The organism is Microbacterium hydrothermale (assembly GCF_004854025.1).
Lineage (GTDB): Bacteria > Actinomycetota > Actinomycetes > Actinomycetales > Microbacteriaceae > Microbacterium > Microbacterium hydrothermale.
This window is the reverse complement of record NZ_STGM01000004.1, coordinates 77,701-98,801: the sequence shown is the minus strand read 5'-3', so window position 1 is coordinate 98,801 and position 21,101 is coordinate 77,701. Positions and strand designations below refer to the sequence as shown.

General features: G+C 72.6%; 15 protein-coding genes. 6 read left to right on the top strand and 9 right to left on the bottom strand.

All coding sequences use genetic code 11. The features are described from left to right. Positions 1-416: 416 nt before the first annotated feature. From FB047_RS09695 to FB047_RS16925, 8 genes are all read right to left on the bottom strand, one after another. Complete coding sequence (locus FB047_RS09695) at positions 417-1,376, bottom strand: NAD-dependent epimerase/dehydratase family protein (protein ID WP_136586996.1); 960 nt, start codon at positions 1,374-1,376, stop codon at positions 417-419. After that, positions 1,373-4,054, bottom strand: coding sequence for an alpha/beta fold hydrolase (locus FB047_RS09690; RefSeq protein ID WP_136586995.1), 2,682 nt, complete (start codon positions 4,052-4,054; stop codon positions 1,373-1,375). The genes FB047_RS09695 and FB047_RS09690 overlap by 4 nt, the downstream gene beginning before the upstream one ends. After that, positions 4,051-5,073 (bottom strand): 3-oxoacyl-ACP synthase III, encoded by a 1,023-nt coding sequence (locus FB047_RS09685; protein ID WP_136586994.1) that lies wholly within the window; start codon positions 5,071-5,073, stop codon positions 4,051-4,053. The genes FB047_RS09690 and FB047_RS09685 overlap by 4 nt, the downstream gene beginning before the upstream one ends. A 125-nt stretch (positions 5,074-5,198) precedes the next feature. Then, a complete protein-coding gene (locus FB047_RS09680) occupies positions 5,199-6,500 on the bottom strand; it encodes a DUF58 domain-containing protein (RefSeq protein ID WP_136586993.1) in 1,302 nt (433 codons plus the stop codon). Continuing rightward, positions 6,500-7,429: an AAA family ATPase gene (locus tag FB047_RS09675; RefSeq protein ID WP_136587204.1), complete on the bottom strand. Its 930-nt coding sequence runs from the start codon at positions 7,427-7,429 to the stop codon at positions 6,500-6,502. Before FB047_RS09675 ends, FB047_RS09680 begins: the two co-directional genes overlap by 1 nt. Positions 7,430-7,614: 185 nt before the next feature. Beyond that, entirely contained in the window at positions 7,615-8,784 is a 1,170-nt protein-coding gene (locus tag FB047_RS09670; RefSeq protein WP_136586992.1) for a DUF4350 domain-containing protein, read from the bottom strand. Then, positions 8,781-9,437, bottom strand: a complete 657-nt coding sequence (locus FB047_RS09665; RefSeq protein WP_167494206.1) for a DUF4129 domain-containing protein — start codon at positions 9,435-9,437, stop codon at positions 8,781-8,783. Before FB047_RS09665 ends, FB047_RS09670 begins: the two co-directional genes overlap by 4 nt. Then, positions 9,434-10,936 carry a DUF7847 domain-containing protein gene (locus FB047_RS16925; RefSeq protein WP_167494205.1) on the bottom strand — a complete coding sequence of 501 codons (1,503 nt, stop codon included), beginning with the start codon at positions 10,934-10,936 and terminating at the stop codon, positions 9,434-9,436. The genes FB047_RS09665 and FB047_RS16925 overlap by 4 nt, the downstream gene beginning before the upstream one ends. Positions 10,937-11,099: 163 nt before the next feature. Here FB047_RS16925 and mtrA point away from each other — a divergent pair, with 163 nt between their 5' ends. The 5 genes from mtrA to hpf all read left to right on the top strand — a co-directional run bounded on the left by mtrA (position 11,100) and on the right by hpf (position 16,636). Next, positions 11,100-11,780, top strand: coding sequence for an MtrAB system response regulator MtrA (mtrA, locus tag FB047_RS09655; RefSeq protein WP_136586990.1), 681 nt, complete (start codon positions 11,100-11,102; stop codon positions 11,778-11,780). A gap of 7 nt (positions 11,781-11,787) precedes the next feature. After that, positions 11,788-13,473 (top strand): MtrAB system histidine kinase MtrB, encoded by a 1,686-nt coding sequence (gene mtrB, locus FB047_RS09650; protein ID WP_136586989.1) that lies wholly within the window; start codon positions 11,788-11,790, stop codon positions 13,471-13,473. Further along, complete coding sequence (locus tag FB047_RS09645; protein ID WP_136586988.1) at positions 13,470-15,128, top strand: LpqB family beta-propeller domain-containing protein; 1,659 nt, start codon at positions 13,470-13,472, stop codon at positions 15,126-15,128. The genes mtrB and FB047_RS09645 overlap by 4 nt, the downstream gene beginning before the upstream one ends. Before the next feature lie 86 nt (positions 15,129-15,214). Continuing rightward, complete coding sequence (locus FB047_RS09640; protein ID WP_136586987.1) at positions 15,215-15,880, top strand: ComF family protein; 666 nt, start codon at positions 15,215-15,217, stop codon at positions 15,878-15,880. Between the two features lie 93 nt (positions 15,881-15,973). Continuing rightward, positions 15,974-16,636 (top strand): ribosome hibernation-promoting factor, HPF/YfiA family, encoded by a 663-nt coding sequence (gene hpf, locus FB047_RS09635; RefSeq protein WP_136586986.1) that lies wholly within the window; start codon positions 15,974-15,976, stop codon positions 16,634-16,636. 63 nt (positions 16,637-16,699) lie between these two features. Here the strand turns inward: hpf and FB047_RS09630 are convergent, their stop codons facing one another. After that, positions 16,700-18,013, bottom strand: a complete 1,314-nt coding sequence (locus FB047_RS09630; protein ID WP_136586985.1) for a coiled-coil domain-containing protein — start codon at positions 18,011-18,013, stop codon at positions 16,700-16,702. Between the two features lie 184 nt (positions 18,014-18,197). On the opposite strand from FB047_RS09630, the gene secA reads away from it, so the two are divergent. Continuing rightward, entirely contained in the window at positions 18,198-20,996 is a 2,799-nt protein-coding gene (gene secA / locus FB047_RS09625; RefSeq protein ID WP_136586984.1) for a preprotein translocase subunit SecA, read from the top strand. Positions 20,997-21,101 lie beyond the last annotated feature (105 nt).

The following is a 21,101-nucleotide window of genomic DNA, read 5'->3' as shown; positions in this document are numbered from 1 at the left end:
GCTGTGGGGGCGGGGGCCTCGTCCCACTTGTGGTCGGTTGGGGGTGGGCCTTGTCCCGGTTATGGCCGGTTGGCGCGGACCTTGTCCCACTTATGGCGGGTTGGGGTTGCCTTCACTGACCATTTTTGGGACATGCACCGCCAGAAGTGGGACGAGGCGCCGCGAGGGGCCTTGTCCCCGTGGCGGTCGCTTGGGGGCGGACCTTGTCCCACTTATGGTCGGTTGGGGCTGCCTCCACTGACCATTTGTGGGACATGCACCGCCAGAAGTGGGACGAGGGGGTGCGAGGGGCCTTGTCCCCGTCGTGGTCGGTCGGGGCCGGCGTTGTCCCACTTGTGGTCGGTTGGGGCTGCCTTCACTGACCATTTGTGGGACATACACCGCCAGAACCGGGACGAGCACCCCGCGCAGCCCGCTCAGGCGCGCGACAGGCGGCGCAGGCCCTCGTCGATCGACACCGCGGGACGCCAGCGCAGGTCGCGGCGGATCTCGGTCTGGTCGAACCAGTGCGCCGTCGACAGCTGCTCGGCGAGGAAGCGCGTCATGGGCGGTTCGTCCTGCCCCGGGCGCACGGCCCAGACCCGCTCGATGAGCGATCCCGCGGCCTTCGCGAGCCCCGCCGGCACGCTGAACCGCGGCGGCGTCACGCCCGACGCCCGGCAGATCCCGGCGAGCAGGTCGCCCACGGGACGCGGCTCGCCGTTGGTCAGCACGTACGCCCGGCCGCTGACGTCGTCGACCCGGTCGAGCGCGGCGACGATCCCGGATGCCGCGTTGTCGACGTACGTGGAGTCGATGAGCGCCGTACCGCCGTCGAGCAGCGGCAGGGTGCCGCGCCGAGCGCGGTCGACGACGCGCGCGATCAGCTGCGTGTCGCCCGGCCCCCAGACCAGGTGCGGGCGGATCGCGACCAGCGCGGTCGCCCCGCCGGCGCGCGAGAGCGCGAGCAACTCGGCCTCGGCCTTGGTGCGGGCGTATTCGCCGTGCGCGGCCTGCGGGTCGGCGGGTTCGGCACCGACGCCCGCGAGGGCGTGTCCGGCGTGCGCGACCGACGGCGACGACACGTGCACGATCCGCGAGACGCCCCGCGCGGCCGCCGCGTCGAGGAGCGTCCGCGTGCCCTCGACGTTCACCGCGCGGAACTGCGCGGGATCCCCCGCGAGGGAGACCTTCGCGGCGAGGTGCACGACCCCGTCGACTCCGTCGAGGGCGGATGCGACGGCATCGGCATCCGTCACCGAACCGAGGCGGTCCTCGGCGCCGTCGACGCCCGACGGGCGGCGTTGCAGGGTGCGCACCTCGTGCCCGCCCTGCTGCAGGGCGCGGACGACGGCGCGACCGAGGAAGCCCGAGGCGCCGGTGGCGAGGACCTTCACAGCGCCGAGGTCTTCTCGCCCGCGAGCACCCGCTCGGCCCACGCCGCGACGCGGGAGCGGTCGATCTTGGAGTTGTGGCGGATGTCGGTCGGCAGCGCCGGCACGGCGAGTACGGCGGCCAGGGGCTGAGCGGTGGCCGCGCGGACGGCGTCGGTGAGATCGGGGGATGCCAGGGCGGGGCGCCGGACGTCGGTTTCGACGACGGCGACGACGACCTGTCGTCCGACCGGTCCCACGCCCACGGCGGCGGCGCGCTCGACGGCGGGGACGGTCTCGACGTCCTGCTCGACCCCCACCGGGGTGACCGGGCGCTCGGCGGTGGTGATGACGTGGGGGAGGCGTCCCTCGACCCAGAGGCGTCCCTCGGCGTCGAGGTGTCCGACATCGCCCGTGCGGTGCCAGCGCGCGGGGAGACCACGGCGGGCCTCGCGGTCGGTCAGGTGCAGACGGAAGTATCCGCGCTTGAGATGCGGCGCCGAGATCACGATCTCGCCGGTCACTCCGGCCTCCGTCGTCGTCTCGTCGGCGGAGCGGCCCCGCGCGTCGAGGGGGGAGATGCGCACCTCGCCGGTTCCGAGGGGGCGGCCGACGCACACGCCATCGCCTCCCGCTCCCGCGGCGGCTTCGATCTCGGGGAGCGTGACATCGGCGACGAGCAGGCACTCGGTCATGCCGTAGGGCGTGTGCGCGACGGCGTTCGGCATGAGGGCCTGGGCCGCGCGCAGGAGCTCGACGCCCACCGGAGCCCCGGTCGACAGGAACGTCCGCACCCGCGCGAGCGCCGAGCGGTCGGCATCCGTCAGCCGGTCGGCCGTGGCCACGACGTTGGCGACCGCGGCGGGGGAGAGGAAGACGATCCTCGCGTCGGACGCCCGCACGGCCGCGGCGACCGCGGCGGCGGTCAGCGTGCGCGGCGCGGAGACGTCCATGTCGGGCGTCGCCGAGCGCGTGCCGAGGGCGGGGCCGAGCAGGGCGAAGGGCGCGAACCCGGTGACCAGGCCCGTGTCGGCGGTCACCGAGAAGTGGGCGGCGAGGGTGTCGCGCAGCGCGGTGAGCTGCGCGTGCGTGTACACGACGCCCTTCGCGGGGCCCGTCGAGCCCGAGGTGAACAGCACCGCCGCGTCGGCGTCGGCGAACGGGGGCTCGGGGAGCGCGCGCCCGCGACCGGCGCGGGCGAGGTCGGACAGACTCGCTTCGACGCCCAGCGCGCGAGAGGTCGCGGCGGGGAGCGCCGCCGACGAGATGCGGCGGCCGGGCCAGCCGAGCGCGCGCGCCGCGGCGAGACCGGCAACTTCTCCGATGACGACGTCGGGGACGGCGCCGCGCACCGCGCGCGACAGACCCCGGATGCCGAGACCCCGGTCGGCCACGACGACCACGGCGCCGATGCGAAGGCACGCGTACAGCGCGGCCGTCAGCGTGGGTCCCGGCTGCACGAGCAGCGAGACGCGGTCGCCGGCGCGCACGCCGAAGGCGTCGAGGCCCGCGGCGATCTCGTCGACGCGCGTCGAGAGCTCCCGCCAGCTCACCCGCAGCGGCTCGCCCGCGCGGGAGGTCGTGGTCATGTCGATCATCGCGGTGTCGTCGTCGTCGCGGCGGGCGTCGAGCGCGTCCCAGAGGCGTCCCGCGGGGGCGGCGTCGGTGCTGGTGCCGGTGCCGGTGCGTTTCTTCGCGGACGAGCGACGCGAGCGCGCGGGTGCCGCCGCGGCATCCACGACCTTCTCGTCGAGCCAGTCGAGCACCACGTCGGCGTAGGGGCGTTCCTCGGCGATGAGGTGGCCGGCGCCCTCGAAGCGGTGCACGTCTGCGTGGGGGAGGCGCTCGGTGAGGTCGTCGAGGTGGTCCTCGCCGAAGACGGGGTCTTTCGGACCGCGCAGCAGCAGGGCGGGCACATCGAGCTCGCGCAGCCCCGCCGACAGGCGATGCAGGGCGGGCGTGCTCTCGTGGTCGGGCGTCGCGGGGATGTCGGCGACGAACCCGCCGATGCCGCGGCGACGGGCCACGGTCGCGTAGGGCGCGCGGAAGGCGGCTCGCACCGCGGGATCGAGGTCGGCGAGAGCGAGGGTGACGTCGAGGAAGGCGGTCGTGCCGGTGGTCCCGGCGGCGAGCATGCCGCGGGCGGTGGCCACGCGCAGCGCGAACGGAAGATCGGCGCCCTCGGGATGATGCACCGCGGTGTTCAGCGCGATCACGGCGGCCAGGCGATCACGGTTCTCGACCGCCCAGCCGAGCGAGACGGGTCCGCCCCAGTCGTGACCGATGGTCACGATCGGACCGCGGATGCCGAGCTCCGACACAAGGGCGTCGAGGTCGGCGATGCGCTGGGCCAGGGTGCGGCGCAGCGCGGAGCGCTCCGAGAAGCCCATCTCGAGCTGATCGACCGCGACGACGCGCCAGGCGGCACGTCCCGCGTCGGCGCGCACGATCGAGGCGTTCACGAGCGCCCGCCACAGATACGACCACGTGGGATTGCCGTGGACCGCGACGATCGTCCCGATCGGCTCGATGCCGCGCTCGGCGAGGGCGTCGCCGGTGTCGAGCACGTGCCACAGGCGCGACGCTCCGCGGTCGGCGAGGACGCCGTCGACGCACACCAGTCGCGACAGCGACGGGTCGAGGCCGGGGAGCCCGGCCGGGGGGAGGGTCGCCTGGGCTCCGGTCACGCGGGGGTGGCTCACCAGGCCAGCTCCAGCATGCCGGTGTTCAAGCCGGAGCCCACTCCCATCAGCAGCACGCGATCACCCCGCCGCAGCGTCTTCTGCTCGGCGGCCAGGGTGATGGGGATGGATGCCGGACCGACGTTGCCCAGCTCGGGGTAGGTGACCGGGACCCGGTCGCGGTCGAGTTTGGCGGCGCGCACGATCGCGTTGGTGTGCACCGAGGAGACCTGGTGCGTGACGTACCGGTCCATTCCCGTCCAGTCGAACTCGCCCTTGGCCTCTTTCCAGGCCGAGACGACGAGGTCGAGTCCGCCCTTGAGCAGCGCCTTGGCGTCGGTGAACATGCCGTCGACGCTGCCCACGCACAGGTCGTAGAACTGCGTGGCCGCGCGCGTCACCCCACCCACGATGCGGTGGCCCTCCGGGTGGTCGCTCGCCCGGCCCAGCACGGCCGCAGCGGCTCCGGAGCCGAGGGTGAGCGAGGCGAACTCCTGCATGAACGCGTCGCGATCGAGGTCTTCGCGCACGAGCCGGTTAATGGTGTTGACCTGGATCTCGTCGGCGTCCTCGCCGTTGACGATCAGGGCGTACTTCACCTGCCCCGACTGGATCATGCCGGCGGCCAGACTCATGCCGTTGATGAACCCCAGGCACGCGTTCGCGACGTCGAAGTTGATGGCGGAGCTCGGCAGGCCGAGTCCGTGGTGCAGGCGCACCGCCACTGACGGCTCCAGGTGCTTGCGGGTCACCGAGGTGTTGATGATGAGCCCGATCTCGCTCGCGTCGACGCCGGCCTCCGCCAGGGCCTGCTTGCCGGCGGCGATCGTCGCCTCGTCGGACGATTCGCCCTCGGCCCAGTTGCGGCGCTCGTTGACCCCCGCCACGCGGCGCAGCAGGCCGGGCTTGAGCTTCAGGCGCTTCAGCGCCGGGGCCAGACGCTCCTCGATGTCATCCGACGTCGTGACGCGGCTGGGCAAGACGCTCGCCACCGACACGAGGGCCACATCGTCGAAGTGCGTGGTGGCGTTACCTGGCAAGAGAGCTCCCGCATCCTGTGCGTAGACGGCGAGGCCGCGCGCGGAGGGGACACGCTGACGACCGGAAGGGTACCCCCCAGGATAAGCCGCGACGTATGTCTCGGGCTGCATGAGGGCTGGGTGTGCTAGAGCCGTCCCGCGGCTTTCAGCGCGAGATACCGGTCGGCCACGAGGGGCGGCAGGTCGTCGGCCGAGGCCGACACGGCGTCGCCGCCCGCCCGCACGACGGCGTCGCGCACCCGGGCGGCGTCGTGACGCGCGCGCTCGATCGCGGCGGCCGCGTAGACGTCGGCGGCGTCGCGGTGGGTGGGGACGGCCCCGGGGCCGTCGGTCGCCGTCGCCACGAGCAGACGCGAGCGCGCGGCCACCGCGGGGAGCGCGGCGAGGAACGCGCGCGCGGCCTCGGGATCGTCGGCGGCCGTCAGCAGCACGACAAGGGCGGGACGCACCGACAGTCCGCGCACCTGGGCGAAGGCGGCATCCCAGTCGGTGTCGATCAGCTGCGGGTCGACGGGGGTCATGGCGTCCACGAGCGTCGGCAGCAGCTGGGTGCCGTCGACGCGCGTGACCCGCGCGCGCGTCACGCGGTCGAACATGAGCAGGTGCACGTGGTCTCCCGCGCGCGCCGCGAGCACTGACAGCAGCAGGGCGGCCTCCATCGCCGCGTCGAGCCTCACGCCGTCGCCGACGCGCGCCGCGGCGGTGCGGCCGGTGTCGATCACGATGACGACGTGCCGATCGCGCTCGGGGCGCCAGGTGCGCAGCATGGTCGTGCCCGCGCGCGCGGTCGCGCGCCAATCGATTGAGCGCACGTCGTCGCCGCGCACGTACTCGCGCAGGCTGTCGAACTCGGTGCCCTGCCCGCGCACCTGCAGCGTCGTGTTGCCGTCGAGCTCCCGCAGACGGGCGAGGCGCGAGGGGAGGTGACGTCGCGAGGTGAACGGCGGAAGCACGCGCAGGCGCCCCGGGGCGTCGATCACGGCCTGGCGGCCGGCCAGTCCGAGCGGTCCGAGGGAGCGCACGACGACGAATGCGCTGCGCAGTTCGCCGCGCCGGCGGGGGAGGAGCGGCAGCGGGGTTCCCCGGCGCTCGCCCGGCGGCACCGTCACCCGGGCGCGGTCGGCGGGCGCCCCCGCGGTCGGCTGCCAGGCGTCGCGCACGACGGCGCGCAGCAGCCGGGAGCCGAGGTTGCGCACGCGCAACTCGCCCGCGACGGGTTCGTCGCGCAGGGCGCGCTCGGGCAGGACGCGGGTGATCTCGACCCGCCGCGGGTCGGCGGCGAGGGCGACGTCGACCGACAGGAGCGCAGCCGCGAGCAGCACCCACCCGCCCACCGCGGCCCACGCCGGCAGGCCCGCGGTGCTCAACAGCACGACGGGGGCGACGCCGAGGGCGACGAAGAGCGCGAGGCGGCCGGTGACGACCATCAGATCGGGACGCGCGTCTGCTGCAGGACCGAGGTGAGGATGGCATCCACCGAGACGCCCTCGATCTCGGCCTCGGGGCGCAGCCGGATGCGGTGACGCCAGACCGGGACGAGCATCGTCTGCACGTGGTCGGGGGTGATGGCCGGGTATCCGCCGAGCCAGGCCCATGCCTTCGCCGCGGCGAGCAGACCCGTCGTCGCGCGCGGGCTCACCCCGAGCAGCACCGAGGGGCTCTGGCGCGTCGCCCGGGCGAGATCGACGACGTAACCGAGCACGTCGTCGGCGACGGCGACGGATGCCGCGGCGCGCTGCGCGGCGAGGATCTCGGCCGCGGTGACGGCCGGGGTGACGCCGGCGTCGTCGAGGCGGCGCGGATCGAAGCCCTGCGCGTGGCGGCGGAGGACGTCGACCTCGGCGTCGCGCCCCGGAAGGTCGACCACGAGCTTGAGCAGGAAGCGGTCGAGCTGGGCCTCGGGCAGCGTGTACGTGCCCTCGTGCTCTATGGGGTTCTGCGTCGCGGCGACGAGGAAGGGGTCGGGGAGCGGTCGGCTCACGCCGTCGGACGAGACCTGTCGCTCCTCCATCGCCTCGAGCAGCGCCGCCTGCGTCTTCGGGGGCGTGCGGTTGATCTCGTCGGCGAGAAGGACATGGGTGAACACGGGCCCGGCGCGGAACTCGAACCCGCCGGCGCGGGCGTCGTAGACGAGGGATCCGGTCACGTCGCCCGGCATGAGGTCGGGCGTGAACTGCACGCGGTGCGTGTCGAGGCCGAGGGCGCGGCTGAACGAGCGCACGAGCAGGGTCTTGGCGACGCCGGGGACGCCCTCGAGCAGCACGTGTCCGCGCGAGAGGAGGGCGATGAGCAGGCCGGTCACCGTGCCGTCCTGCCCCACGACGGCCTTGCCGACCTCGAGGCGCACGCGGTGCATGGCCTCGCGCAGGCGAGCGTGCTCGTCCGGGCCGGTGCCGGTGCCGGTGGCCGTGCGCGCGGCGTTCGAGGCGTCGGGCGTCGACGATGTCGCGGCGTCCGCGGGTGTCGTCGGGCCAGGAGCCGGAGCCGGAGCCGGGGGCGAGCCGGGCGCGGGAGCGGTGCCGGGGGTCTCGGGATTCTCGGTCATCGGGGTGTCCCTTCGGTTCGGACGGCGACGCGCACGCTCTCTTCGAGGTCGCGCAGACGGTCGGCGGCGGCGACGAGGTCGCGATCGGTGCGGGGGACGTCGTCGACGAGGATGCCGCGCACGCGGGCGCGATCGGCGCCCAGGCGTTCGGCGACGGCGTCGGCGACGTCGGCGGGGGAGGTGCGGCCCGCGAGGCCCAGGAGCCGCACGAGTCGCACCCGGGCGGCGCGGCGGAGCTCGTCGAGGGCGTACGGGGCGTCGCGTGCGTCGGCGTACAGGCGCGCGCGGCCCTCCGTGGTCTCGTTCGCCCGCACGGTCACCGGGAGTCGTTCGGTCACCAGGGGGCCGAAGCGTCTGCCCCTCCAGACGGCGGCGGTGAGGGCGGCGAGCAGCAGGAGCACGATCGAGGGGGTCACCCACGGTGGAGTGAGCTCGCTCAGCGTGGGCGGCGCGCTGCCGGGATCGGCGTCGGCGGGCGACGGCACGTACCAGACGAGCGTCTCGGACGAGCCGAGCACGCCCAGCGCCAGAGCGGCATCCCCGTCGTCGGGCAGGGTCTCGTTGGTCAGCGTGCTCAGGCCGTCGAGGGCGGTGACGGTGCGGTCGCCGTCGCTCAGGGAGAGCAGGCCGAACTCCCCGTTCACGGGGAAGCACCCGGTCACCCCGTCTCCGGGCACCATCAACTCGCCCACCCGCGCCGTCCGGGCGTTCGCGGCGGCGGGCAGTTCGCAGACGGCGGCCACGCCCGTGTCGTCGGCGAAGCCGCCCAGCGACGATCCGTTCACGAGGACGTCGAGGGCACGCGAGCGCGGCTCGACGAGCACGACGTGCCGGGCCGTCGACGCGATCCCGCGCAGCGTGTCGTCGGAGAGCATGGGCGCGTCGCGCATCACGAGGGTGGCGTCGGAGCCGGTCAGCGCGCGCTCCGCCGCGTCGCGGTCGCGCGCGACGACCACGCGCACGCCCTGCTGCTCGAGGATCCGCACGACGGCACGGGTTCCGTCCGGCCCGGCCGACTCCGGATCGAGCACGGCGCGCTGGGTGTAGCCGGCGTAGACGAACAGACCGCCCACGAGCGCGACCAGCAGCAGTCCCACGACGAGGACGACCCATCCGAGGGCCGCTCGGCCGCGCGACGCGGGCCGGGCGACGGCGACGGTGCTCACGTCGTTCCCACCGGCGCGGGGCGTGCGCGGACGGCGGCGTCGTCGAGGTCGACGATGAGCGCGTAGCGCTCGCGTGTTCCCGGCCGACGCAGGTAGCGCACGTCGTCGAAGGTCGTCGCGGCCGTCTCGAGGCCCGCCGACAGGGCGGGGAGGGCGTCCGAGGCCGCGCGCGCGAACGCGCGCACCGTCGCCCCGGGGGGCGGGTCGACCAGGCCGCGTTCCGCCAGTCCGCGCGCGACGGCGCGGAAGCGCAGCACCACGGCGTCATCCCAGGCGTCGCGCTGCGCCGCCGCCTCGGCCTCGGCGCGCAGCTCGTCGGCCGACCGGGTGTCGTCATCGTCGAACAGGGCGCGCGCGGCGGGCGCGGCACGCACGCTCGCCCGCGGGCGTCCCCAGATCAGGATGCCGACCACGATCGCCGCGACCACCAGGACGCCGAGCACGACGAGGACGGCGGGACCCCACCCGTCCGTCTGAGGAACCTTGAGGAGGTCGTTCAAGAAGCGGGCGACGGCCCGGGACGCGCGGTCGATGAGGGTGGGCTCCGCCGCCTGATACGCGGGGTCGGCGAGCTCCTTCTCGGCCCACTCCCGCGCCTGATCGGGATCCGGCAGCAGGGGGGAGAACGCGGCGGCCGGCGCGGCGAGGTTCACGCGTCTCCGTTCGATCCCGGTGCCGCCCAGGTCGTCGGCGAGGACGGCGACGCGCTACCCGGGGCCGGAGCGGTCGCGGGGTCGGCGGTCGCGGCATCCGGGGTGCCGCCGGGGGCGGCTCCGGTGGGGGAAACGGGGGTCGATGTCGGCGCGGCGGGCGGCGGGGTCGTCTCCCCGGGAGCGGGGGCACCCGGCGCGGGCGCGCCCGGCGCTGCCGCGGCAGCCGGCTGCGTCCCGAACGGCTGAGCCCCGTACTGCGGCGTCCCGCTCGGCGGCGTCCCATACGGCTGAGCCCCGTATTGCTGTGCCCCGTACTGCGGCGTCCCGTACGGCTGCGTCCCGTAAGGAGGCTGCGTCGCGTACGGCGGCGCGCCGTACGCCGGCGCACCCGCGCCGGGCCCGGTGGCGTAGCCCGCGAAGGCGGGGGGAGCGCCGACGGGCGTCGGAGCAGGACGCTCCACCACTCGCCCCACGCCCACGAGGTACGGATCGGCGAGGTCGGCGGCGCCCGCGTCGCGCTGTTCGACGTAGGCGGTGAGGTCGTGGTCGAGCGCCTCGACGCGCATGCGCGCGTCGACGTACACCAGCACCGCCGAGGTCGACTGCACCACCAGGGCGATGCACTGCACCAGGAGGATGCCGAACTGGCCCACCACCTGCAGACCGATGACGCCCACGAGAGCCCCCGTCGGATCTTCGCCGGTGGGGGCGAGGATGCCGGGGATGATGCCCGCGACGAGGCTGAACGGCACGGAGATGACCTGCGCGACGATGCTGAAGGCGACGGAGATGATGACGACCACGCCCAGCGTCGACCAGAAGCGACCGCGCGTCAGCCGCCACGATCGCGCGATCGCCCGGAAGAGGGGGGCGCGCTCGAGGATGATCACCGACGGCACGAGGAACAGCTTCGGCGTGAGCCAGAGGTACAGGGGGATGAGCGCCAGCACGACGAGCACGCCCACGACGACGCCCACCCAGAGGACGCTGATCACGAGGAGCGTGACGATGCCCGCGAGCACGCCGATCACGAGCAGCGTGGCCAGCAGATAGAGGGCGCTGTAGCCGATCAGACGCCAGACGACCGGCTTGACGCGCGCCCACACGGCCTTGAGCGTGGGCTTCTCGGCGACGACCGCGTGCGCCACCTCGGCGACCACCACTCCCTGCACGATCACGCTCAGCGCCCCGGTGGCGATGCCGAGGACGAAGGCGGTGACGGCGGTGATGACGGCGGAGCCGGCCAGGATCGCGTCGTAGTCGTCGCTGCCCGGGGGCACGGTGTCGAGGCGCGAGAAGCTCGCGATCGCGACGCCGCCGACCGCCGCGGTGAGCACGACGTAGGCGACGGCCTGCACGATGAGGGCGAACCCGAGCAGCACCTTCGGGTTGTGCCGCAGGGCCACGAACGAGCGGCCCAGGATCGTGCCGAAGCCGTACGGATGCAGGGGGACGATGCCCGGACGCGACGCCGGTCGCCAGCTCGCGGACGCGGTCATGGTGGGGCCCCTCTCCTCACGTGACGGTGCCCTCATCGTGTCACACACCTCCGACACGCACGCCTGGCGTGCAGGGAGGTCGACTACTCTCGATACGACGTGCCCCCACCCGGGGCGTCATACCCGTCCCCGAGCGGGTTCGAGACGGAAGACGTACACCCGAATGACTTCACGGATCCTGGTTGTCGACGACGACACCGCGTTGGCCGAGATGATCGGCATCGTGCTGCGCACCGAGGGATTCGACACCGTGTTCTGCGCCGACGGCGCGCAGGCCGTCGACGCCTGGCGCACCGAGCGTCCCGACCTCATCCTGCTCGATCTCATGCTCCCCGGGGTCGACGGCATCGAGATCTGCACGCGCGTGCGCGCCGAGTCCGGCGTTCCCATCATCATGCTGACCGCGCGCACCGACACCGCCGACGTGGTCAAGGGCCTGGAGTCGGGCGCCGACGACTACATCATGAAGCCCTTCAATCCGAAGGAGCTCGTCGCCCGCATCCGCACGCGACTGCGACCGGTGCAGGCGCCGGTCGACGAGACCCTCCGCATCGGCGATCTCGTCGTCGACGTCGCCGCGCACGAGGTGCGCCGCGGCGATGCGCCCATCGCGCTCACCCCGCTCGAGTTCGAGCTGCTCGTCGCCCTCGCCGAGAAGCCGCAGCAGGTCTTCTCGCGCGAGATGCTCCTCGAACAGGTGTGGGGCTACCACTACAAGGCCGACACCCGACTGGTGAACGTGCACGTGCAGCGTCTGCGCGCCAAGATCGAGGCCGACCCCGACAACCCGCGGATCGTCACCACCGTGCGCGGCGTGGGCTACCGCGCCGGCGCGGTGGCCTGAGGCCCTCATGACGGGCGCGGTGCGCACCGCCCCCTCCCCGCGGGTGGGCGGCTGGCGCGACTGGCGCCGCACCCGCGATCGTCTCGCGACCCTCTGGCGGCGGTCGCTGCGCTTCCGCACGATCCTCATCACGGTGACCCTCACCGCCGTGACCATCCTGGTCACCTGCGTCGCGATGGCCCTCGTCATCCAGAACGAGCTCTTCACCGCCCGCAAAGACCAGGTGCTGCTCGAAGCGCAGCGGGCCACCGCGGCGGCGCAGGCCACGCTCGACGCCGCCGTGGATTCGACGGATCCGGCCGCCGCGCAGACGCTCATGAACGGCATCGCCACGCGCCTGTCGCAGCAGTCCTCGAGCGACCTGATCGCCCTCTACCGCATCGGCCCGCCGTCGCCCCTGGCCCCCCAGCCGTTCATCTCTCCCGCGTTCGAGTCCCGCCTCGTCACCGACGCGCTGCGCACCCAGGTGCAGTCGAGCCCCGACCTGCAGTGGTGGCAGTCGGTCGCGCTGCCCTCCGACAACGGGCGCGAGGTTCCCGGCATCCTGGTGGGTCATCAACTGCGCTTCCCCGCCGAGGACGGCGTGGATTCCTACGAGCTCTACATGGGGTACGACCTGTCGAGCGCCTCGCAGACGCTCGCCTTCGTGCAGGTGCTGCTGTGGGTGGTCGGGCTCGTGCTCGTGGTGCTGATCGGGGCGATCGCCTGGTTCGTGCTGAGGTCGGTCACCACCCCGATCGCGGATGCCGCCGAGACCAGCGCGAAGCTCGCGGCGGGCGACCTGGGGGTGCGCCTCCCCGTCCGCGGCGAAGACGAACTGGCGACGCTGAACCGTTCGTTCAACGCCATGGCCGACAGCATCGAGTCGCAGATCAAGGAGCTCGCCGACCTCTCGCTCGTGCAGCAGCGCTTCGTCTCCGACGTCTCGCACGAACTGCGCACGCCGCTGACGACCATCAAGCTCGCCGCCGACATGATCAACGACCAGCGCGAGGAGTTCGACCCGGTCACCGGTCGCGCCGCCGAGCTGCTGCACACGCAGGTGCAGCGCTTCGAGGTGCTGCTGACCGATCTGCTGGAGATCAGCCGCTACGACGCGGGCTCCGTGCAGCTGGAGCGCGAGGCGACCAGCCTCGCGCACCTCGCCGAAGACGTGATCGAGTCGATGGAGCAACTGGCCGAGGGGCACGGCTCCGACGTGCGCCTCGTCGCCCCCGGCGGCTACACGCCGGTCGACATGGACGCGCGGCGCATCCGCCGCATCGTGCGCAACCTCCTGGGCAACGCGATCGAGCACGGCGAGGGCCGCCCGATCGTCGTCTCGGTCGACAGCGACCGCGACACCGTCTCCCTCGGGGTGCGCGACTTCGGCATGGGCATGAAGGCGGAGGACGTCGATCGCGTGTTCGACCGCTTCTGGCGGGCCGACCCCTCCCGCGTGCGCACGATCGGCGGCACCGGTCTGGGACTGTCGATCGCGCTCGGTGACGCCCGCCTGCACGGGGGCACCCTCGCGGTGTGGTCGGAGCCGGGGCGCGGATCGAACTTCGTGCTCACGCTGCCGCGCGACGGACGACCCGTGACCGGCTCGCCCCTTCCCCTCGTCCCCGACGACGAGCAGGGCGGGGCGCTCGAGGCCCTCGGTCTCACGCAGCCCATCTCCACCCGACCCGGCGTTCGGAGGACGACATGAGACGCGCCCTCTCCCTCGTGAGCCTGGCCCTCGTGCTCGCGCTCGCCGCGTGCACGGGCCTGCCGACCTCGGGCTACGTCAACCCGGGCCGCGGCCCGCAGGCCGACGACACGCAGGCGTTCGCCTTCGTGCCCGACGGCCCCCAGGACGACGCGAGCCCGGCCGAGATCGTGGAGGGGTTCCTGCGCGCCGGTTCCGGTCCCGCCGACGACTGGGCAACGGCCAAGCTCTTCCTGGCTTCCGGGACGCAGTGGGATCCCCGCTCGCGCGTGACGATCGACCGCCTCGCCGACCGGCGCGCGACCGCGAATGCCGACGGCACCTCGGTCGCCGTCGCCGTGACCACCGTGGCGTCGGTCGACGCCGACGGCGCGTACACGCCGACGGCGGCGGGCTCGGCCGAGACCCTGAGTTTCACCCTCGCCCGCGTCGACGACCAGTGGCGCATCACCTCCGCCCCCGACGGCGTCGTGCTGTACGAGGAGGTCTTCCCGACCGTCTACCAGTCGGCATCCGTGGCGTACTTCGATCCCACGTACAGCTTCATCGTCCCCGACGTGCGGTGGTTCCCGCGGCCCCTCGTCGCGAGCCGCGTCGCGACCGCCCTCGTCGACGGTCAACCCAGCGCTTGGCTCGCCAACGCCGTGCGCAGCGCCTTCCCCGACGAGCTGTCGCTCGTGGGGCGCTCGGTGACGCTGTCGTCCGACGGGATCGCCCAGGTGCAGCTGCCCCGCGCCGCCCTCAGCCTTGATCGGACGACGCTCGACCGCATGCAAACCCAGCTCGTGCGCAGCCTGTCCACCGCAGGGATCAACGACGTGCAGATGACGGTGGAGGGAACGCCGATCACCGCCTCGGAGGTTCCCGTGCGCGTGACGCGCGTGGATCCCTCGCCCGCCGTGCTCACCTCGCTCGGCGTCTTCGGCGCACTGGCCGGTGACACGGTGGAACCGATCGACGGCCTCTCCGACGCCGTGGAGTCGCTGACCCCCTCCGCGGTCGAACTCGAAGCCGATCGGAGCCTGGCCGCCGTCCGCACGCAGCAGGGCACGGTCGCGAGCGCCCTGAGCGACGGGCGCACCTTCCTGCTCGACGACAGACCCGGTCTCATCGCGCCCTCGATCGACGGGGAGGGCGAGATCTGGAGCGTCCCGGCCAACGCCCCCACGCAGGTGCGAGCGATCACGCCCGAGGGCGTGCCGCGAGAGGTCGGCAACGCGTGGCCCGATGCCTCCGAGATCGTCTCGATGCAGGTGTCGCGAGACGGCACCCGCGTGGCGGCGATCGTCACCGTCTCCGGGGTGCGCGAAGTGTGGGTCGCCGGTATCGAGCGCGAGGGGAGCGAGGTCAACCTCGGCCCTCCCCACGTGCTGTCGTTCAGCCAGCAGGGCGCGTTCGACCTGGCCTGGCTCGACGACACCACGATCGGCGTGCTCGTGAGCGCCGACGGCGTCAGTCGGCTGCGGGAGCTCAACGTCGGCGGCCGCGGCACCGAGGCGACCGCCCCCGATGGGGCGCGCACCCTCGCGGCGGGGAGCACGAGCGTCCGCGTCCTCGACGATCAGGGACGTCTGTACAGCCGGCGCGGCAGCTCGTGGACGCTCGTGGCCTCGGGCATCCGCGTGCTGGCGGCGCAGCAGGGCACCACCAACTGAGTCGACCCCTCCTCCCCAGCGCCGTTCCCCTCCACGGGAGGGCGATCCGCATCCCGCGGGGCCGGCGCGGGCGCGAGGCTCGGGTCATGCACCTGCGCCCGATCGTCGCCGCGTCCCTGCGCGACGCGCTCACGTTCTGGCTCCCCGTCGCGTGCGCGGGGTGCGGGGCGCTCGATGTCGAGCTGTGCGACGGATGCCGCGGCGCCCTCGTTCCCGTCCCCGTCCGTCGCCCGCTCGCGCCGGGGTTGTCGGTCACGAGCGCGATCGCGTTCGAGGGCGCGGCCGCCCGCGTGATCCGGGCGCTGAAAGAAGAGGGACGCACCCCGCTCGCCCGCGCCCTCGCCCCGGCCCTGCGAGCGCTCCTGAGCGGGATACCGGCCGACGCCCTCGTCACGACCGTCCCCTCGACGCGCGCCGCGATGCGGCGGCGGGGGTTCCGACCCGTCGAACTCATCCTGCGGCGTGCCGGACACCGCGATCGCCGGCTCGTCCGGCTGCGTCGGACCCCGCGGGATCAGCGCGGTCTCGACCGCGACGCCCGTCGGCGCAACGTCGGGGGTGCGTTCTTCGCCCGCGCCGTCGACGGGCGCCCCGTGGTCCTCGTCGACGACGTGGTCACGACCGGGGCCACCCTCCGCGAGGTCGCGCGAGTGCTGACGGAGGCGGGCGCGACCCGGGTCATCGCGGTCACCCTGGCGCACACGCCGCGTCGTGGCGGATTCGGAGGTGAACCGGAGGTGATTGACACGTGACACGGCCGTGTCGCGGCACTAGCGTAAGGATGACTGAAGGCGACGGACGTTCCGCCCTTAGACCGGGCGGAACCCGGAACAAGGAGGTCACGGATGGACACCAACATCGTCGGCGTGGGAGTCGGGATCACCGATCGTTTCCGCTCGGTGGTCGAAGAGAAGGTCAGCCGCATCGAGCACCTGGCTCCCCGGGCGAACACCCTCGAGGTCAAGGTCACGCATCGCTCCTATCGCAACGGTCGAATGGAGGACGACACGGTCGAACTCACGCTCGACGGCAAGGGTCCCGTCGTTCGCGCGGAGGCCACCGATGCCGACAAGTTCGCGGCTCTCGACCTCGCGGTCGACAAGATCTCGGAGCAGGTCCGTCGCGCGAAGGACAAGCGCGTCGACGCCCGCAACCACCCGCGCGGCGCGAAGTTCGAGAAGGGGACCGGCGAGCTCGCCGGCATCGACGTCGAGCCCGCCTCCGTCGATGTGCTCCGCGCCGTCGCCACCGGTTCCGTGCCGGTGCAGGCCGACGTCGCCGAAGAAGAGGACTACTGCCCCGTCGTCATCCGCCAGAAGGAGTTCGAGGCCGAGTGGATGACCGTCGAAGACGCCGTCGACCGCATGGAGCTCGTCGGCCACGACTTCTTCCTGTTCATCGACGCCCGCACCGACCACCCGAGCGTCGTGTACCGCCGCAAGGGCTGGGACTACGGCGTGATCGAGTTGACGACGCAGGCGTCGCCGATGGTCTCGGTGGCGTCCTGACGCACGCATGAAGCGACGCCCCCGGCCGATGGGCCGGGGGCGTCGTCGTGACGGGGGAGCGGTTCAGCCGTCGAAGATGTCGCCGAGCAGCGAACCGATGACGAGACCGCCGAGCATTCCGCCGACCATGTTGCCGCCGCCCATGCCGCCCCCGCGGCCGTAGCCGCCTCCGCGGCCGTAGCCGTCGCCGCCCCAGTCGTTCGGGCGGGACTGCTCGATGTCGCGCTGGGCGATCTGCAGAGCCTCGGATGCCAACGACCCGGCGCGCCGCGCGGTGGCGAGGGCCGTTTCGCGCTGGTCTTCCGGGACCGGTCCGAGCGGGAGGCCGGCGCGCAGGCGCTCGGCCTCGACGAAGCGGGTACGGGCATCGGCGCCGATCCAGCCGCGGTGACCGGTGATCAGTCCGCGTGCGACGGCGAGCTGTCGGTCGGCGTCGTCGATGGCGTGCTCGACCTGCTCCTGCGACGGCACCGGACGCGCGGCGCGCTCGCGCGCGAGGTCGAGCGCGGCGTTGGCCTGGCGCAGCGACGACAGCGCGGCGAAGGGGTCGCTGCGCGTCCCCGAGGCGGGCAGGGCGGTCAGGGCCTGTTGCAGCTCGGCCATCGCGGTTGTCACGGCGGGCGTCTGCGCGCCCTGCCGCGCCTCGACCAGGTCGTTGCGCGAGTCGTCGACGACGGCGGCCAGCGTGGATTCGGCGCGCAGCGCCTCGATCTCGAACGTGTCGACCGCATCGAGGAGGGACTCGGCGCGACGCACCGCTTCGGTCGCGGCCTCCAGGGCGACGGAGGCCTGCTCGCGCTGGCCGGCCTCGCGGCGACGCTCCGAGACGCCCGCGGTGTGCACCGCGAAGTCGAGGAGCTGCTCGATCTCGTCGGGATTGCCGCCGATCTGCGCGAGAGCGGACTCGCTGTAGCGGCGGGAGAGGCGGTCGACGACCTCTCGGGCGCCGGGGATCCGCGCGGCGAGACGCTCACGGTCGGCGCGCACGCGCGCCAGGGTCTCGGGCGCGCGGCGCACGGCGTCGATCTTCGGCTGCAGCACCTGGGTGCGTTCTTCGAGGAGGTCTTCGGCCCACTCCGACAGCTGGATGATGCGCGCGTTGCGCGTGCGCAGCTCTTCTTTGGTGTCGGGGATCTCGTCGTGGTTCAGCTGGTGCAACTGGAACGCCTCGGCGAGATGCGTGCGGACGGAGTCGAGCGCCGCCGCGAGGTCTTCCGTCGCCTTGTCGCCGAGCTCGGCGCGGGCGAAATCGAGCTCATCGGAGGTGAGTCGCACCCGCTCGTCGGCGGCGACGATCGCGAGCTCCGCCCGCCGCGCCAGGTCGGCGTCCGCCGCATCCTGCTCTTCGCGCTTCCTCTTGCCCCAGAAACCGGCCATGGACCGATCCTAGGCCGCGGTTTCGCGGGCGTCGCCGTGTGTTCGCTGCGGACGCGCGCGGTGACTTTCGGATTGCGGCCTCCTCGCAGGTCACGAACGGGTAACACGGATAGCATGAGGGTCGTATGCCTGTTCGCAGGCCGGCGTCCGCGCGGGCGCCGCACCCGACAGATGGAGATTCTTCGTGGCAAATCCGCTCGAGAAACTGCTGCGCGCCGGCGAAGGCCGCATCCTGCGCCGCCTGCAGGGCGTCGTGAAGGCGACCGGCGCCCTCGAAGAGGACTACGAGCAGCTCACCGACGACGAACTGCGCAACGAGACCATCGAGCTGCGTGCCCGCTACGACGCCGGCGAGACGCTCGACCAGCTCATGCCCGAGGCCTTCGCCGCCGTCCGCGAGGCGGCCAAGCGCACCCTCGGCCAGCGCCCCTACGACGTGCAGATCATGGGCGGCGCCGCCCTGCACCTGGGCAACATCGCCGAGATGAAGACCGGTGAGGGCAAGACCCTGACCGCGGCTCTTCCGGCGTACCTCAACGCGATCGCGGGCAAGGGCGTTCACGTCATCACGGTGAACGACTTCCTCGCCAGCTACCAGTCCGAGCTGATGGGGCGCGTCTACCGCGCTCTCGGCATGACGACGGGCACCGTCGTCGCGGGGCAGACCCCCGAGGTGCGCCGCGAGCAGTACGAGGCCGACATCAGCTACGGCACGAACAACGAGTTCGGCTTCGACTACCTGCGCGACAACATGGCCTGGCGCAAAGAAGACCTCGTGCAGCGCGGACACTTCTTCGCGATCGTCGACGAGGTCGACTCGATCCTCATCGACGAGGCCCGCACCCCGCTGATCATCTCGGGTCCGGCGTCGGGCGAGGCCAACCGCTGGTTCGCCGAGTTCGCCAAGCTCGCCCGCACCCTCGAGGCCGGGGTCGACTACGAGGTCGACGAGAAGAAGCGCACCATCGGCGTGCTCGAGCCCGGCATCGAGAAGGTCGAGGACTACCTCGGCATCGACAACCTCTACGAGTCGGCGAACACCCCGCTGATCTCGTTCCTGAACAACTCGATCAAGGCGATCGCGCTCTTCAAGCGCGACACCGACTACGTCGTGATGAACGACGAGGTGATGATCGTCGACGAGCACACCGGCCGCATCCTGGTCGGTCGCCGCTACAACGAGGGCATCCACCAGGCCATCGAGGCCAAGGAGAACGTGCCGGTCAAGGCCGAGAACCAGACGCTCGCCACCGTCACACTGCAGAACTACTTCCGCCTGTACGACAAGCTCTCGGGCATGACCGGTACCGCCGAGACCGAGGCGGCCGAGTTCATGTCGACCTACAAGCTCGGCGTCGTCCCGATCCCGACGAACAAGCCGATGATCCGCAAGGACCAGGCCGACCTCGTCTACAAGAACGAGACCGCGAAGTTCGCGCAGGTCGTCGAAGACATCGTGGAGCGCCACGAGAAGGGCCAGCCGGTCCTCGTCGGCACCACGAGCGTCGAGAAGAGCGAGTACCTCTCGCGCCTGCTCGCCAAGAAGGGCGTGCGCCACGAGGTCCTCAACGCGAAGAACCACGCGCGCGAGGCCGAGATCGTCGCCCGCGCCGGTCGCCTCGGCGCGGTCACGGTCGCCACCAACATGGCCGGTCGCGGTACCGACATCATGCTCGGCGGCAACGCGGAGTTCCTCGCCGTGCAGGAGATGAAGGCGAAGAACCTCGACCCGGTCGAAACGCCCGAGGCGTACGAGGCCGAGTGGGACTCGGTCTACCAGGCGATGCGCGACACCGTCGCCGAAGAGGCGGCGAAGGTCACCGAGGCCGGGGGGCTCTACGTGCTCGGCACCGAGCGCCACGAGTCGCGCCGCATCGACAACCAGCTGCGCGGTCGCTCCGGCCGTCAGGGCGACCCGGGCGAGAGCCGCTTCTACCTGTCGCTGACCGACGACCTCATGCGTCTGTTCCAGTCGGGCGCGGCCGAGGCGATCCTCGCGCGCACCAACTTCCCCGACGACGTCGCGATCGAGTCGGGTCTGGTCTCCCGGGCGATCAAGAGCGCGCAGTCGCAGGTCGAGGCCCGCAACGCCGAGATGCGCAAAAACGTTCTCAAGTACGACGACGTGCTCAACCGCCAGCGCGAGGCCATCTACGCCGACCGTCGTCACATGCTCCAGGGCGACGACATCGCCGACCGCGTGCAGCACTTCATCGAGGACGCCATCACCGCCGTGATCGACGACCACACCGGCTCGGGCCACACCGAGTCGTGGGACTTCGACGCCCTGTGGACCGAGCTGAAGACCCTCTACCCGGTGAGCGTCACGATCGACGAGGTCGTGGCCGAGGCCGGCGGCAACAAGGGCCGCATCACCCCCGACGGTCTCAAGCGCGAGATCATCTCGGACGCCCGGATCGCCTACGAGAACCGCGAGAAGGCCCTCGGCGAGCAGGCGCTGCGCGAGCTCGAGCGTCGTGTGGTGCTCCAGGTGCTCGACCGCCGCTGGCGTGAGCACCTCTACGAGATGGACTACCTCAAGGACGGCATCGGCCTGCGCGCGATGGCTCAGCGCGACCCGCTGATCGAGTACCAGCGCGAGGGCTACCAGATGTTCCAGTCGATGATGGGGCAGATCAAGGAGGAGTCGGTCGGCTTCCTCTACAACCTCGAGGTCGAGGTGCGCAGCGTCGAGGGCGAGCCCGCGGCGCAGGTCGAGGCGAAGGGCCTGACGCCCACCCCGGTCGAGACGCAGCGTCTGGAGTACTCCGCGGCGAACGACGCCGGCGAGGTCGAGGTGCGCAACGACCGCGGTCAGGTGCAGCAGGCGGCGACGAACCGCCTCCGTCAGGCGCAGCCGTCGGCTCCCGCCGCCGACGCCGCTCCGGCCGGCGCGCGCGGTGCCTTCGGACAGCGCACCGACGCCGCCGCGCAGCCCGAGGCGTCCAACCGCGCCGACCGTCGCGCCGCGAAGAAGAAGTAAGAGCGACAGATACCGGATGCCGTGTCCCCGCGTGGGGGCACGGCATCCGTCGTCTGCACCCGGGGTCAGGCCGCGCCGTCGTGCCGGGCCGTCGTGCGGAGGTCG

What these genes read in the sequence shown, in the direction of transcription:
- FB047_RS09680 (WP_136586993.1), bottom strand. Translation starts at nt 6,500, where the DNA reads ATGGTCGTCACCGGCCGCCTCGCGCTCTTCGTCGCCCTCGGCGTCGCC.
- FB047_RS09675 (WP_136587204.1), bottom strand. Translation starts at nt 7,429, where the DNA reads ATGCACCGCGTGCGCCTCGAGGTCGGCAAGGCCGTCGTGGGGCAGGAC.
- FB047_RS16925 (WP_167494205.1), bottom strand. Translation starts at nt 10,936, where the DNA reads ATGACCGCGTCCGCGAGCTGGCGACCGGCGTCGCGTCCGGGCATCGTC.
- mtrA (WP_136586990.1), top strand. Translation starts at nt 11,100, where the DNA reads ATGACTTCACGGATCCTGGTTGTCGACGACGACACCGCGTTGGCCGAG.
- mtrB (WP_136586989.1), top strand. Translation starts at nt 11,788, where the DNA reads ATGACGGGCGCGGTGCGCACCGCCCCCTCCCCGCGGGTGGGCGGCTGG.
- FB047_RS09645 (WP_136586988.1), top strand. Translation starts at nt 13,470, where the DNA reads ATGAGACGCGCCCTCTCCCTCGTGAGCCTGGCCCTCGTGCTCGCGCTC.
- FB047_RS09640 (WP_136586987.1), top strand. Translation starts at nt 15,215, where the DNA reads ATGCACCTGCGCCCGATCGTCGCCGCGTCCCTGCGCGACGCGCTCACG.
- hpf (WP_136586986.1), top strand. Translation starts at nt 15,974, where the DNA reads ATGGACACCAACATCGTCGGCGTGGGAGTCGGGATCACCGATCGTTTC.
- FB047_RS09630 (WP_136586985.1), bottom strand. Translation starts at nt 18,013, where the DNA reads ATGGCCGGTTTCTGGGGCAAGAGGAAGCGCGAAGAGCAGGATGCGGCG.